We start from the raw sequence: 14217 nt of genomic DNA on the forward strand, positions 1-14217 counted from the left end.
AGGGAGGAAGACAATGACGAATGGCAAGGATGGCCTCAAATCTGCTGAGCGCCGCAATTTTCTGAAACTGGCCTCGACCGGCTCATTTACTGCGGCGCTGGTGGCTGGTGCAGGCGGGGTGCTTTGGTCGTCCGAAGCCGCCGCGCAAACCGCCAAAGAAGAGAAGGAGCGTGAGCGCGCGGCCGAGCATATCATGACCGTTGCCACGGCCTATGTGCTGGGCGCGTCGCGCAGCTATCCGATCATGCAGCTGGATCTCAAGGAGAACATCCAGAACGCCACCAACGGCAAGATCTATGTCAAGCTTGCCCCCGGCGGACAGCTGGGTGCGGGTGGTGCGCTGGTGCAGAAGGTGCAGGGCGGCACCATTCAAGCGGCGCAGCATTCGCTGTCGAATTTTGCACCCTTCGCCTCTACCGTTGACCTGATCAACATGCCGTATCTCTGCGGCTCCAATCAGCGGTTCACCAATCTGGTGACCTCCGATTTCTGGAACGCGGAAGTGCACCCCAAGGTGGAGGCCGCCGGCTTCAAGGCGCTGTTCTATGTCAATATCGACCCCCGCGTGGTGGCGGTGCGCAAGGGCGGCAACGCGGTGATGTCGCCGGGCGACATGGCTGGTGTGAAATTCCGGGTGCCGGGATCCAAGATGCTGCAGCAGTATTACCGGATGGTCGGTGCCAACCCGACGCCAGTGGCCTGGGGCGAGACGCCCTCTGCAATCAAGCAGGGGGTGGCGGATGCGCTCGATCCGTCGGTCGGGGCACTGTATGTCTTTGGCTTCAAGGACATCCTGAGCCATGTGACCTTTACCCAGGCGGTGCCGGACAGCCAAGTCTATTCCTGCAATCTGGAATGGTTCAATTCACTGCCCGCCGACGTGCAGGACGGCGTGATGTGGGGGTCGGAAATGACCGCGCATCAGAACCTGTCCAAAGTGCCCTCCGCCCGCGCCTATGCGATGGCGGAACTGACCAAGGCCGGTGTCGAGTTTCACACACTGAGCAACGATCAGCTGGGCGAGTGGCAAGAGGCCGGCGGCTATCAGCGCAGCGAATGGGACACCTTCAAGACTGAGCTGGCAGGCTCGATGGAGAGCTTCGCCAAGCTGGAAGAGGCCGCCGGCACCCAGGGCAAATACTACGTCCACGACGCCTGAGCCTCAGAGGGCGGGGGGCCTTCATCCGGTCCCCGCATTTTCAACAGCCGCCTTTGCAACAGCCCGCCGGGCTGGTTGCGGGGGGGTGCCTGAACCCCGGGAATAGCAATGCACATCCTGCGAAACATCGACAAGAACGCAGAACGCTGGCTGCTCCTGGTGTTCTATGTGATGCTGGTCATCACCATGGCGATCGAGGTGATCCGGCGCGAGCTGTTTGCCTTTTCCTCGATCTGGGGCGAGGAGATCGTCCGCTATTCCTTTATCTATCTGGCCTGGATCGGCGCCGCGGCTGCGGTCAAGGAGCGCGCCCATATCCGTATCGACGTGATCCTGCATTACCTGGGGCCCCGGCCCAAGGCGCTGATCTATATCTTCGGCGATCTGGTGATGTTCATCGTGGCCTTGGTGGCGCTTTACTGGTCGTTCGAGACGGTGCTGGTATCGGCCAAGTTCGGATCGGTCAGCCACGGGCTGCGGGTGTCGATGGTCTGGTTCCTGATGGCGGTGCCCGCGGGCTTTGCCCTGATGATCTGGCGCCTGCTGCAATCCTTCCTGCGCGACTGGCGCAGCCTTCGCGACGGCACGCCCGTCTTTGAGGGCGACAAGCTGTTTGATTGAGGAGCCTTAAGCGATGCTGTGGAATTCACTCAATCAAACGGTTGAACTGGGCTGGGACTTCTATCTGCCGGTGATCATGTTCGTGGCGCTGATCGCGCTGGCGGTGCCGGTCTGGGCCGCCATCGGCGCAGCGGCGATCACCATGCTGGTGATGTCCGGCGACCTGCCGCTGAGCGCCATCGGCGAAAGCCTGTTCACCGGCATCGATGCCTTTGCGCTGACCGCGGTGCCCTTGTTCATCCTGACCGGCGACGTGCTGGTGCGCACCGGCCTCAGCAAGAAATTCCTCGATGTCGCCGAGGCGCTGACCTGCTGGACGCGGGGCGGCTTCGGCTCTGCGACGGTGCTGGTCTGCGGCATGTTCGCGGCGATCTCCGGCTCTGACGCCGCCGGCGCTGCTGCCGTCGGGCGGATGACCATCGCGCGGCTGGTCGAAAGCGGCTATCCCCGCCCCTATGCCTGCGCGCTGGTGGCTGCGGGCGCCTGCACCGGCATCCTGATCCCGCCCTCCATCGCATATATCATCATCGGCCTGGTACTGGGTATTTCCGCCTCCACCCTGTTCCTGGCAGCGCTGATCCCGGGGATTGCCATTCTGGTGTCGATCCTGGTGACCAACATCATCATGAACCGGCTGTATACCTATGAGACCGGCGGCAACATGGGGTTCGGTGAATGGCTGGGCAACCTGGGCCATGCGCTGAAATCCGGCTGGTATGCCTTCATCGTGCCTGGGATCATCTTCTACGGCATCTTCTCCGGCCGCCTGACCCCGACCGAGGCCGGCGCCACGGCGGTGGTCGTCACCATCCTGATGGGCTTCATCCTGGGCACCCTCAAGCTCTCGGATTTCCCGGCGATGCTGGTCAGCTCTGCCAAGGTGAACGGGGTGATCCTGCCGATCATCGCCTTCTCCGCCCCGCTGGCCGAGGCGCTGGCGATCATGGGCGTGCCGCAGGGGTTTGTGGCCGCAGTGACCGGGCTGACCGATGATCCCTCGCTGCTGATCCTGCTGATGATCTGCATCCTGATCGCCGCCGGCTGCGTGATGGAAACGACCCCCAATATCGTGATCCTGGCGCCGATCCTGAAGCCGCTCGCCGACAACATCGGCATGAACGAAATCCAGTTCTGCATCATGATGATCACCGCGCTGGGGGTCGGCTTCATCACCCCGCCCCTGGGCCTGAACCTGTTCGTCGTCTCCGGCATCACCGGCGAGTCCATCCTCAAGATCGCCGCCCGTGCCATCCCCTTTGTTCTGACCATGCTGATCGTGGTGCTGCTGATCGCCTACATCCCGCCGATCTCGACCACGCTGCTTCCTGATATCTACAAGTAGGACCCCCTGGAAATGACCCGTGAATACCTGAAAAAGGCTGCCTTGACCCCCAAGTCGGATGCCTCCGAAACCCATAAGATCGTGCAAGGCATCCTGGATGATATTGAGGCAGGCGGCGATGCCAAGGCGCTGGAATATGCTGCCAAGTTTGACCGTTACGAAGGCAATGTGCTGCTGACAGCAGAGGAGATCGAGGCCGCCTGCGCCCTGGTGCCCGAAAAGCTGAAAGCTGACATTCAGTTTTCTCACGACAATGTGCGCCGCTTTGCAGAGCTGCAGAAAAGCACGATGCAGAATGTGGAGACCGAAATCTCCCCCGGCTTCGTCACCGGGCAAAAGGTGATCCCGGTGGATGCGGCGGGCTGCTATGTGCCCGGCGGCCGCTACAGCCATATTGCCAGCGCCATCATGACCGTGACCACCGCCAAGGTCGCGGGCTGCAAGCACATAACGGCCTGCTCGCCGCCGCGCCCAGGTGTGGGCGTGGCCCCTGCCATCGTCTATGCCGCCCATATCTGCGGCGCCGACAAGATCATGGCGATGGGCGGCGTGCAGGGGGTTGCGGCGATGACCTTTGGCCTCTTCGGCCTGCCCAAGGCCAACATTCTGGTCGGCCCCGGCAATCAGTTCGTGGCGGAGGCCAAGCGGATCCTGTTCGGCCGCGTCGGCATCGACATGATTGCTGGCCCGACCGACAGCCTGATCCTGGCCGATCGCACCGCGGATGCGCATATCGTCGCCACCGATCTGGTGAGCCAGGCAGAGCATGGCTACAACTCTCCGGTCTGGCTGGTGACGGACGACCGCGCCCTGGCGGAAGAAGTGATGCGGCTGGTGCCTGGCTACATCGACGATCTGCCAGAAGTGAACCGCGAGAATGCGACCGCGGCCTGGCGCGACTATGCCGAGGTGATCCTGTGTACGGACCGCGAGGAAATGGCCGCGTGCTCCGATGAATACGCGCCCGAGCACCTGACGGTGCAAGCAGAGGACCTGGACTGGTGGCTGGAGCAACTGACCTGTTACGGCTCGCTGTTTCTGGGCGAGGAGACCACGGTTTCCTACGGCGACAAGGCCGCGGGCACCAACCACGTGCTGCCGACCTCGCGCGCGGCCAGCTACACGGGCGGCCTCAGTGTCCACAAATACATGAAAATCGTCACCTGGCAGCGCGCCACCCGCGAGGGTTCCAAGCCTGTGGCAGAGGCCACAGCCAGGATTGCACGGCTGGAGGGGATGGAGGGCCATGCCCGCGCGGCTGATGTGCGGCTGGCCAAGTATTTCCCTGATGAAACCTTTGACCTGACCGCCAATGGCTGACCCGCGTGCCCTGTTCGACCTGTCAGGCCGGACCGCCTGCATCACCGGCGCCAGCTCTGGTCTGGGCCGGCAGGCAGCTATCGCCCTGGCGGCTGCCGGAGCGCAGGTGGTGGCGGTGGCGCGGCGAGCGGAGGCTTTGGAAAGCCTCTGCGCGGAGATCGGCCCGGCTGCCGCGTATGCGGCGGCGGATGTGGCGGACAGCAGCGGGCTGGAAGCGCTGCGGCAGGCGGTCTCCGCCCCCTTCGGGGCGCCGGACATCCTGGTGCATGCGGCGGGCGTCAACACGCGGCAGACCGCAGATGAGGTGACAGCGGAGGGCTGGGATCAGACCCTGGCGCTGAACCTCTCGGCGCCCTTTTTCTTCAGCCAGGTGCTGGTGCCTGCGATGAAGGCGCGGGGCTGGGGGCGGATCGTTAATTTCGCCTCGCTCCAGACAACCCGCGCCTTTCCCGGCGGCATCGCCTATGGCGCCAGCAAGGGCGGGATCGGCCAGCTGACCCGCGCCATGGCAGAGGCCTGGTCGCCTCATGGCATCACCGCAAACGCGATCGGCCCGGGCTTCTTCCCGACCGAGCTGACTCAGGCTGTCTTCGAAGATAACGCACGCGCTGCCCGCAATGCGGCTCAGACCTGCATCGGCCGCAACGGGCGGCTGGAGGATATCGACGGGCCGCTGCTGTTCCTGTGCTCGGACGCGTCGGCCTATGTCACCGGGCAAATCCTGATGGTTGACGGGGGGTTCACGGCGAAATGAAAGCCTTGGTTTATGAAGGGGTTGAGACGCTTGTGGTCCGTGATGTGCCGATGGCCGCGAGCCAGCCGGGCGAGCAGCTGATCCGCATCCGCGCCTCCGGCATCTGCGGCTCAGACATGCACGCCTATCTGGGCCACGACAACCGCAGGCCTGCGCCGCTGATCCTGGGGCACGAGGCCGCCGGCATGATCGAGGACGGCCCTCATGCGGGCCGCCGGGTGACGATCAATCCGCTGGTGACTTGCGGCAGCTGCACTGCCTGCGCGTCGGGGCGCGAAAACCTCTGCGCCAGCCGCCAGATCATCTCCATGCCCCCGCGCGAGGGCGCCTTTGCCCAGTTCGTGGCGATGCCGGAGCGCAACCTTGTGACCGTGCCGGAGGCGGTGCCTCTGGAAAAGGCAGCTCTTGCCGAACCGCTGGCGGTCAGCTGGCACGCCGCCCGGCTGGCGCTGGAGGCGCTGCATCCAAGCACAGAGCGCCGCGCGCTGGTGATCGGCGGCGGTGCCATCGGCCTCGCTGCGGCATTGGCGCTCAGGGCGATGGGGGTGGCGGAGGTGACCATCCAGGAGCCCAACGAAGCGCGCCGGGCCTTCCTGACGGACCGCTGCGGTCAAAAGGCGGTGGCAGAGTTCCAGGGTATGGTGCCGCTGGTGGTGGACGCCGTGGGCTATGCCGCTACACGGGCCGCAGCCTCTGCAATTGCCGCACCGGGCGGAGTGATTGCCCATGTCGGACTGGGTGAAGACACCGGCGGCATGAATATCCGCCGCATGACGCTGCAGGAGATCACCTTCATCGGCACCTACACCTATACCGCGCAGGATTTCCGCGACACGGCACAGGCAATCTTTGACGGGCGCCTCGGCCCGCTCGACTGGCCCGAGCTGCGGCCGCTGTCAGACGGCGCGGCGGCTTTCCGCGACCTGCGGTCCGGCGCGGTGGCGGCACCCAAGATCATCCTCGACCCCTGGGCATGAGCCCGCGCACGGAGTAAACGGAGAGCAACCATGTATGACAAAATCCTGGTTCCCATGGCCCTGGATCACGGCGTATCTGAGACCACGCTGAAGGCCGCCGCCACCCTGTGCAATCCGGGAGGGCAGATCACCGCGCTGCATGTTTATGAGGCGGTGCACAGTTCGGTCACCGCCTACCTGGACGAAGACACCGTGCGAGAAGGCTTCGACAAGGCCCGCCAGCTGCTCGCGGCAAAGACCGCAGGCCTGGACAATGTGACAGCGGAAATCGTCAAGGGCCGCTCTTACCGCGCCATCATCGATTACGCGGAGCAGCACGGCGTGGACTGCATCGTCGTCGGCTCCCACAAACCGGGGCTTAGCGACTTTTTCCTCGGCTCTACAGCCGCCCGCGTTGTCCGCCACGCTCCTTGCGCGGTGCATGTCTGCCGCACCTCCTGACTCCGAAACACGACACCCGAAGCAAAGGCTACCGACCATGAACATAGACAAGAGGATCGCTGACGATCTGGCCGCCAACGGCGTCTCCTTCGTCACGACCGTGCCCTGCAAGCAGCTGGCCGGGGTGATCGATGAGATCGACCAGCGGGACGATATCTTCCACATCCCCTCCAACAAGGAGGACGAGGGCATGGGGCTCTGCGCCGGCGCCTGGATGGGCGGCAAGCGCCCGGCGATCATCATGCAGAATACCGCCATCGGGGTCACCATCAACACGCTGGCGACGCTGATCCAATACTACCGGATGCCGTTGCCGATGCTGATCTCCTACCGCGGCGAGCTGCGCGAGCCGGTGGCTTGCCAGGTGGAAATGGCCGTGCATACCAAGGCGTTGCTGGCCCAGCTCAACATCCCGACATACCACTTCCACTGGCAGAAAGATGTCGAGGAGCTGGACAACATCCTGAAATACACCTTCATGTGCAACAAGCCCGTTGCCATCCTGACCGACGCCAATTTCTGGGGAGGCTACGGCGACCAATGATCCGTTCCGAAATCCTGAAAGAGATCGCGCCGATCCTGCGCAACGAACTGGTGGTCTGCAACATCGGCATTCCGTCGCAAGAACTGCACGCCATCGACGACCAGCCCAGCAATTTCTACATGCTGGGCACCATGGGGCTGGCGTCCTCCATCGGGCTGGGGCTGGCGCTGGCGCAGCCGAAACCGGTGATCGTGATCGATGGTGACGGCTCGATCCTCACCAACCTCGGCACCCTGCCCACCATCGGCAACAACGCGCCCGGGAACTACATCCTGATGATCATCGACAACGGATCTTATGGCTCCACCGGTGATCAGCCGACCTATACCAGCCAGCGCACCGATCTGGCGGGCATGGCCCGCGCCGCCGGCTGCGCCCAGGTGGTGGAAGTGCAGGACAAGGACACCGGCCCGGCGCTGGAGGAGGCGCTGGCCAGCGGCGAGGCCACGGTGCTGGTCGTAAAATGCGACAGCGGCAACGCCAGGATGCCGGTGATCACCATGGACCCGGTGGTGATCCGCGACCGCTTCATGAAGGCTGTGGCCGGCTGATGGACGCAGGCGCCATCCATTCGGCCGAGGATGCCCGCCGTCTGGCCCGGCGGCGGCTGCCCTGGATGGTGTTTGACTATATCGACGGGGCCGCCGGGCAGGAAACCGGGGCAGCGCGCAACCGCGCTGCCCTGGACGCCATCACCCTGCGCCCCCGCATCCTGCGCGATGTCAGCCAGCGCTCGCTCGCTACACGCATCTTCGGTGCCGAGGCAGACCGGCCTTTCGGGATTGCCCCGATGGGCATGTGCAACCTCGCAGCCCCCGGCGCCGACCTGATGCTGGCCCGGCTGGCGGCGCGCTACCGGGTACCGCATGGCGTTTCCACCGTTGCCTCGACACCTTTGGAAACCATCTTGGAAACGGCAGAGGGCTACGCCTGGTTCCAGCTCTATTTCAGCGGTGACGGCAGCGGCACCTTCAAACTGGCGGAGCGCGCCCGCGCAGCCGGGTACCAGACGCTGGTGCTGACGGTGGATGTGCCCGAAGTGGGCCGCCGCCCGCGCGAGTTGCGCCATGGCTTCAAAATGCCGTTCCGCATCGGCCCGCGGCAGTTCCTCGATTTTGCCCTGCACCCGCGCTGGTCGCTGACGGCGCTGCTGAAGGGCAAGCCGGTGATGGCGAATTTCCTGATGGAAGGCTATGACTTCGACCGCACCGAAAGCCGGGCGCGCGCCACCTGGGACACGCTGGCACGGCTGCGCGACCTCTGGCCCGGCAAACTGGTGATAAAGGGCGTGCTGGACGTTGAAGACGCCCGCGCGCTGGTGTCCGCGGGCGTCGATGCCATTCAAGTCTCAAGCCATGGTGCACGGCAGCTTGAGGCAGCACCTGCTCCTATCGAAATGCTTACGCAAATCCGCTCTGCTCTTGGGCCGGACTTCCCTGTTTTCTATGACAGCGGCATCCGGTCAGGCGAGGATATTCTCAAAGCTCTTTCACTAGGGGCAGACTTCGTATTTGCTGGACGAATTCTTCAGTTTGCGATCGCGGCTTCTGGAGAGTCTGGGTTGGAGCAGCTATGGGATGCCCTGAGTGACGAGCTGAGTGTAGCTATGGCGCAAACCGGGCGAACTGTGCTGACTGGTGACTAAATAGAACGCCGGCAAATCAGATGCGTTTCGATGAATGGGCGCTTCACTCCAGAACAAGTCATTGCGATTGGCGGAGGTCTACCGCTGAGATTGGGCCTCTCATCGGCAAGCGATCAGCCAAGAGACTTCGGAATCCACTCCAGGACGAGCCTTCCCGGCATCCATCGGCTTGAGAAACTCCGGCATATTGCCGCTCAACTCTCGAACACTGAATCAAGCCAACCTCTTGAAATAAATATGTTTTGACCCACTCCGGAGCCGCTCCCGAGGTTCGGGACCAGGTTAATCCGGCACCTGCGTCCGCACGGAATGCGCATGGCTGTCTTCGCCTGGCTCCTCCAGGCGCGGCCCGGCATGAACCAAACCGATCCCCCGCATGCGGAAATTGCCCTCGATGATCGAATGGAACGCGCCGCCGGTTGAGTTTCTGTCAACCAGCAAAAGCGCCTGCTCCACCGCTGCATAGGTCAGGGTCTCCGCATCCAGCATGCTCCATGCCGCTGCCAGATAGGAGCCCAGAATGTCCCGGACCTCCAGCAACGCAACACGGAACCCCTCAGGATCATCGGCATAGCGGGCATCAAACAGCGCCTGCATGACTTCTCCATAATGGGGGCTGTTCTCAAGCTGGTCGGAGAGGTCCTCCATTTCCGGGGTGATCAAGCCATGCACCAGAAGCCGTTCATGGAAGATATCCACCAGGATATCGAACATTGCTCCGGTCAGGGGTTCTGACAGCGCGTGCTCACTGCTCCATCCGCAAACGAAATCGTCGAGCAAACGGGTATTCGCTGCCATCCGGATTTGCGCATTCCCAGCAAGCTCTGCAAACCGGTTCAGCTGGTTGAATGTGTACAGATTGCCCTTGGTGTTCTCTAACAGGTCTTCGACCACTGATCCGAAATGCAGGGAAGCAATCAGCGCAACCATATCCGCCGCGGATTCATGAAATCCGTAATATTCACCGGGAACATCTTCAGAGACTGGCATCCCGGTGATGCTATAAATAATGGCGTGGCCGATCTCATGGGCAACCACGTCAAAATTCAGGCTGTAAGCGCGGTACTCGCCGCCGTGTTCCCTGGTGCCGCCGGTTTCCAGAAACCCCCAACCGATGTGGGCATTATCCAGGCGCGGCAGCAGCGACAGTTCCAGCCGGTCGTAGTCACGGGCAAAGTGCCAGGGAATCTCATGACCGAAGTACTCCTCCCATACATCCAAGGTGAAATGCGCCGCAGCAAACAGATGCGCCGCCTCGAACCCAGGATCCGACGGCGGAATGTGCAGGAAATGCCCGTCCTCATCCGGTAGCGGCGGCGCGTGCAAATCCCCATGCCACGGCGGCAGGTACATGCCCGGCCCTTCAGGCCCCTGCACAATAGCGCCGTAAGGAATTGTCTTGCCCAGCGCGCTGACCGTGTACATCCTGGGCCCTGACGGTCCAGGGCCGATGGTGCCAGGCGGCGCGGAAATCTCGACAAGCTCCAGCACCGGGTTGTCCGTTCGGAACGGCGATTGCGGAAACAGCAGGAACCGTGTTCCCGGCGCCTCCTGCGCCGCCTCAAAGGTGTCGTCCATTGCGCCTCCCATCCTGCGGAGGTTTCACTGGTCCTGGGCCGCCTCGTCACTGCGGTCTGGCACAGCCCATCTTTTGCCCCGGTTATGATACATGAATTCACGCCGGATCAGCTCAAAGAATTCTTCCACCCCCATTCCTATGCCCGCCGCGTACGCCTCCAAATCCTCCGGGACATCCTGCTGGAGACAGCTTTCGAAATACCAGGCCGCGGCCTGCAACCGTTCTGCACGCTGCATGGGAGCATCCGGCTGCAACGGCTCCGCGAACTGCTTATCCTTTGCATCTGCCTGCAACTTCAATTCGGCGTAGGCGCCTGCCAATCGAAGCTCTGAAAGCAAGCTGGGTTCCAAACCACGCTGCACCGCGACAGTCGCAGAAGCGGTTTGGGCCGCCCAGCCCAATTCCGCCTCGTATTCTGCAGCTGTCAGCCCGTTCGCCTGAAGCCACGTTTGCAGGTCCCTGCTGCGGTAAAGGCTGTGCTTTTGTCTATGGCGGTTCAGCTGCGCCAGTAAAGCTTCCCGTCCCGGCTGATTTCCAGACCGGAGCGCCTCTTGCAACGCCAGGAAGCGCAGTGCTGCCTGGTTCCGGAACGCTGCGTAACGCTCCGGCTGCAACCGCAATTCGTCCAGCACCCTGCGGTCCGCGTCCTTCAGAATTGATACCTGAACCTCCGTCCGGCGAACCAGTTCTTGCCAAGCAAGGGTTCGCTCCATCTGTTCACGCATTTGGCCTGCCGCCGGCTGCCCTGATTTAAGAAACTCTGCCATTCGCGCAAGCATCTCTTGCGCGTCATTGCGTTTTGCATCCACCGCGCCCGTCTTCAGCCAGGACGCGAAACGGTCCCGCCAGTCCGACGGTGGAATATCCGTCAGGATCTGCTTCCAAGTCCGCTGCTGATAAAAACGCGTTTTGGCAGCCTGCAAGACTGCTGCCGCCTGTTCCGTGTCCAGAACCGAGCTAACCTCCGCGTGCTCCACTGTCGCCCGGATCGAGACCATTGGTTCGCTCAGCGGCGCATAACCCAGCTTAGCAGGACTGTGAAGGACGGCAACTTCGTCATCGTCATTGATCGCTCCCGAAGCATAGTCCTGATAGATCCTGCCAACGCCAATCATACCAAATGGCGACAGCTCTGCCGCCCGCAAGGCCCCCATGCTGGCGCTGCCGAACACGGCAATGCCCTGCTCCATCGCCCACAGGATCTCCTTGTGCCAGACTGAGGGAACCCCTTCAAAATAGCCGTCGATCAGTCCGATCGCTTCGGCACTCTGACGCGCTGCTTTGTAGATATCTCCCTGTCCGGCAGGAGGCAAAACGATGGCACCGGGCAACAGAGCTTGCACCTCCTCCTCCCCTATGGTCGGTCCGGCGAACACCACAGCAGTCACTGGCCTACCTCCGCTGCCCGCAGTGCCCGCGCGCCTGCGACGAAATCAGGATCATCGTGCGGCGCTTCCAGCCCTGGGATCACAGCACGCACCACGTGCACTCCCATCCCGGAACGTGACAGGTCTACGGTCAGCACCTGCCTCATTCCTGCCGTTTGCAGTTTGTTCAGCAGCCAGCACTGATCCTCTTCGAAAGATAGAGAGTAAAAAACCGGGCAATCCTGAAACCGGGCAGCGGCCTGGCACTGCAAAAGCAGACGGTGAACGTACTGAGCGCGCTCAATGGCAGCCGCAGGCTTGAATTCCTCCGGATCGAGATCGTCGCGCGCTCCGGAAATATACGTCAGCCGGGTCTGGGCTGCTTCCGTCAGCGCTCTCAGCGCAGCAATGGCCCGGTCCGGATGACAGCCGCTGCCAATGCCGATATGGCCTGCGCGGCCGCCTGCCTCGCAAATCATGCAGTGAAACGCCGGGATCCCGATGTCAGAAGTGATGTCCCATATACCTGCGTCCAGCCCTGCCGAGGCAAACCGGTCCAGCGCCTCTTGGCAGCGTGCGTCATCTATCGTGGCCGGATCAATACGCGGACCCGGTGCTGCCTGGTGCCACAGGGTGATCGCATCCCGTTCAACCAGTTCGCAAATCGCATGGCAGGAAGCTTCCGCATGGCTGTTGCCCGACGCCAGCCCGTTTGTGGTCCGCGGAAACGCCCCCTGCCCGCCGGTTGGAGGCGCAGTATAATCAGTATCCACCATTTCATAGGGCAGCCAATACCGGGTTCCGGTTGCCAGGTCGGATCCTTCTATCCACAACATCCGCATTTGCGGGTCAAAGCCCGCGCCTGTTACGCGCGGCAGCCGTTCCACATCCGCAACCAGAGCCTCCTTCTGCAAGTCATGAAAGCTGGCGGACCGCAGCGGCAGGGTAATCCGTTCTGCATGCCAGGCCTCAATAGCCTCCATGACGCCGGAGGCCTTCGCCGCCTCCAGTGTCAGCCCCTTGCCCAGCGAAACAGCAACTGACCGGGAGTTCGGCCGCGTGACCATGACTGTCGGCAATCCCACCCTGTCCAGCCCCGTCAGATTGGCAATCCGGGTAATCCCCATGTCCGCCAGATGCGGACGCACCTTTTCCAATGTCTGCGCAGGATCACACAGCCGATGGGTGTCGTGCAGATAGCCTTTTTGCTGCGCCTTGGGCATTTGGCTGGCCTCGCTGTCCTGACAGCCGCGAAAAGCCTGCCGCTGTCTAAAACGGCGGCTGGCAGCTATAGGCAAAGGATGGCCCGCCGCAGGCTGGCGGTCAACAACAGGGCAGTCATGTGTGAAAAACCCTGAGGCCCCTGCCCCTAACGATGCGGCTGAAAATCGAAAACAGGCACGAAACTTGCGGGGGCCAACGTCTGGTCCAGCAAGTCCTCTGACGCAGTACTGCGGTCGAAAATCCTAATGGCGGGCCCGGCGTGTTTGAAACGCAAACTGCCTTCGATAGCACGCACCGCCATTTCGACCGCAAGCCGTCCTTGAAGCACAGGAAAATCCGTTGGCGCAGCAACGATGCGGTCACGAAGAACCCCGCGGTAGACCGCATGGGTCATGTAGTCTGAAACAACCTGAACCTGCCCCTGCATGCCGCGAGCGCGCAGCACCGACACTGCGGCTTCTGCAGCAGGCGCGGAACCGGCAATGTAGTCTAGGTCCGGAACAGCATCGATCGCCTCCTCGACCAAGCGAACCTGGATTTCGCGTCCGGTATCGCCATACTTTGTAACCGCGATCCTGGCTGAGCTGCCAGCAAGAGCGGCGCGAAACCCCTCCTCGACAAAAGCCACCCAACCCGCCTTCACCGGCCCTGGAAACCAGGCAACCTTGACTTCAGGTCCCCCCTTAGGATGGTGCGCCGCAATGAGCCTGCCAGCCTCGGCGCCCATTTCCGTCCAAGACACCCCGACCTTCGCCGTGATCCCGGCATCGGCAATATCATTCACAGCGGCAATCACCGGAACAGAAGCCGAAATCCTCTCTACTGTACTGGTAAGGCCTTCGAAAGATACCGTGCCAAGGATCAGCGCATCGGCACCGTTGGCAACACAAGCCTCTACTTGCTCCATTTGCCGCCTCAGGTTGGGGTAACCGCCTGCTTCGACCAGCTTGAAAGACACCCCCAGCCGGGTTGCTTCTGCCACCATCCCGTAGTTAACACTTAGCCAATAGGCATCTTTCAAGTGCGGATAGGCAATGCATAGGCGCCAGTCCTGCGCCGCCTGTTCGAGCGGTGCATAGTCCACCGCCTCCAGGCCGCTGCCGTAGTCAAACGCAGTCCGCGGCACCTGCAGCCGCCAGTTGTTTGCAGCCGCCGCTGTGCTGAAACACATAATAAGCAATAGCCACACAGAGCGCATCAGATCTCCTTCTCCGGGGATGGAGGATAGGCAGCACGGCCAGAAA

14 protein-coding genes are annotated in these 14217 nt (G+C 62.3%); 10 read left to right on the plus strand and 4 right to left on the minus strand.

Features of this window, described 5'->3' with window-relative positions; genetic code table 11:
- The first annotated feature begins 13 nt into the window (after positions 1-13).
- From K3725_RS17180 to K3725_RS17225, 10 genes are all read left to right on the plus strand, one after another.
- Positions 14-1159 carry a TRAP transporter substrate-binding protein gene (locus K3725_RS17180; protein ID WP_260016482.1) on the plus strand — a complete coding sequence of 382 codons (1146 nt, stop codon included), beginning with the start codon at positions 14-16 and terminating at the stop codon, positions 1157-1159.
- Between the two features lie 108 nt (positions 1160-1267).
- The gene (locus tag K3725_RS17185) at positions 1268-1780 is read left to right on the plus strand and encodes a TRAP transporter small permease (protein ID WP_260016483.1); all 513 of its coding nucleotides are present in this window, start codon (positions 1268-1270) and stop codon (positions 1778-1780) included.
- Between the two features lie 13 nt (positions 1781-1793).
- Complete coding sequence (locus tag K3725_RS17190) at positions 1794-3122, plus strand: TRAP transporter large permease (RefSeq protein ID WP_260016484.1); 1329 nt, start codon at positions 1794-1796, stop codon at positions 3120-3122.
- A 12-nt stretch (positions 3123-3134) separates the two neighbouring features.
- Positions 3135-4442, plus strand: a complete 1308-nt coding sequence (gene hisD, locus K3725_RS17195) for a histidinol dehydrogenase (RefSeq protein ID WP_260016485.1) — start codon at positions 3135-3137, stop codon at positions 4440-4442.
- Complete coding sequence (locus K3725_RS17200; protein WP_260016486.1) at positions 4435-5196, plus strand: SDR family NAD(P)-dependent oxidoreductase; 762 nt, start codon at positions 4435-4437, stop codon at positions 5194-5196. Before hisD ends, K3725_RS17200 begins: the two co-directional genes overlap by 8 nt.
- Positions 5193-6173: an alcohol dehydrogenase catalytic domain-containing protein gene (locus K3725_RS17205; RefSeq protein WP_260016487.1), complete on the plus strand. Its 981-nt coding sequence runs from the start codon at positions 5193-5195 to the stop codon at positions 6171-6173. The genes K3725_RS17200 and K3725_RS17205 overlap by 4 nt, the downstream gene beginning before the upstream one ends.
- Before the next feature lie 30 nt (positions 6174-6203).
- Positions 6204-6614 (plus strand): universal stress protein, encoded by a 411-nt coding sequence (locus K3725_RS17210; protein ID WP_260016488.1) that lies wholly within the window; start codon positions 6204-6206, stop codon positions 6612-6614.
- A 37-nt stretch (positions 6615-6651) separates the two neighbouring features.
- The gene (gene comD / locus K3725_RS17215; RefSeq protein ID WP_260016489.1) at positions 6652-7158 is read left to right on the plus strand and encodes a sulfopyruvate decarboxylase subunit alpha; all 507 of its coding nucleotides are present in this window, start codon (positions 6652-6654) and stop codon (positions 7156-7158) included.
- Complete coding sequence (gene comE, locus K3725_RS17220) at positions 7155-7709, plus strand: sulfopyruvate decarboxylase subunit beta (RefSeq protein WP_260016490.1); 555 nt, start codon at positions 7155-7157, stop codon at positions 7707-7709. The genes comD and comE overlap by 4 nt, the downstream gene beginning before the upstream one ends.
- Positions 7709-8803 carry an alpha-hydroxy acid oxidase gene (locus K3725_RS17225; RefSeq protein ID WP_260016491.1) on the plus strand — a complete coding sequence of 365 codons (1095 nt, stop codon included), beginning with the start codon at positions 7709-7711 and terminating at the stop codon, positions 8801-8803. Before comE ends, K3725_RS17225 begins: the two co-directional genes overlap by 1 nt.
- Positions 8804-9085: 282 nt before the next feature.
- Here K3725_RS17225 and K3725_RS17230 read toward each other — a convergent pair whose 3' ends face one another.
- The 4 genes from K3725_RS17230 to torT all read right to left on the minus strand — a co-directional run bounded on the left by K3725_RS17230 (position 9086) and on the right by torT (position 14171).
- Positions 9086-10381 (minus strand): hypothetical protein, encoded by a 1296-nt coding sequence (locus K3725_RS17230; protein WP_260016492.1) that lies wholly within the window; start codon positions 10379-10381, stop codon positions 9086-9088.
- 24 nt (positions 10382-10405) lie between these two features.
- Positions 10406-11770, minus strand: a complete 1365-nt coding sequence (locus tag K3725_RS17235; protein WP_260016493.1) for a TfuA-like protein — start codon at positions 11768-11770, stop codon at positions 10406-10408.
- Positions 11767-12972 (minus strand): YcaO-like family protein, encoded by a 1206-nt coding sequence (locus K3725_RS17240; protein WP_260016494.1) that lies wholly within the window; start codon positions 12970-12972, stop codon positions 11767-11769. The genes K3725_RS17235 and K3725_RS17240 overlap by 4 nt, the downstream gene beginning before the upstream one ends.
- A gap of 146 nt (positions 12973-13118) precedes the next feature.
- A complete protein-coding gene (gene torT, locus K3725_RS17245) occupies positions 13119-14171 on the minus strand; it encodes a TMAO reductase system periplasmic protein TorT (RefSeq protein ID WP_260016495.1) in 1053 nt (350 codons plus the stop codon).
- Positions 14172-14217 lie beyond the last annotated feature (46 nt).

The sequence above is a fragment of the Leisingera sp. S132 genome (assembly GCF_025144465.1).
Taxonomy (GTDB): domain Bacteria; phylum Pseudomonadota; class Alphaproteobacteria; order Rhodobacterales; family Rhodobacteraceae; genus Leisingera.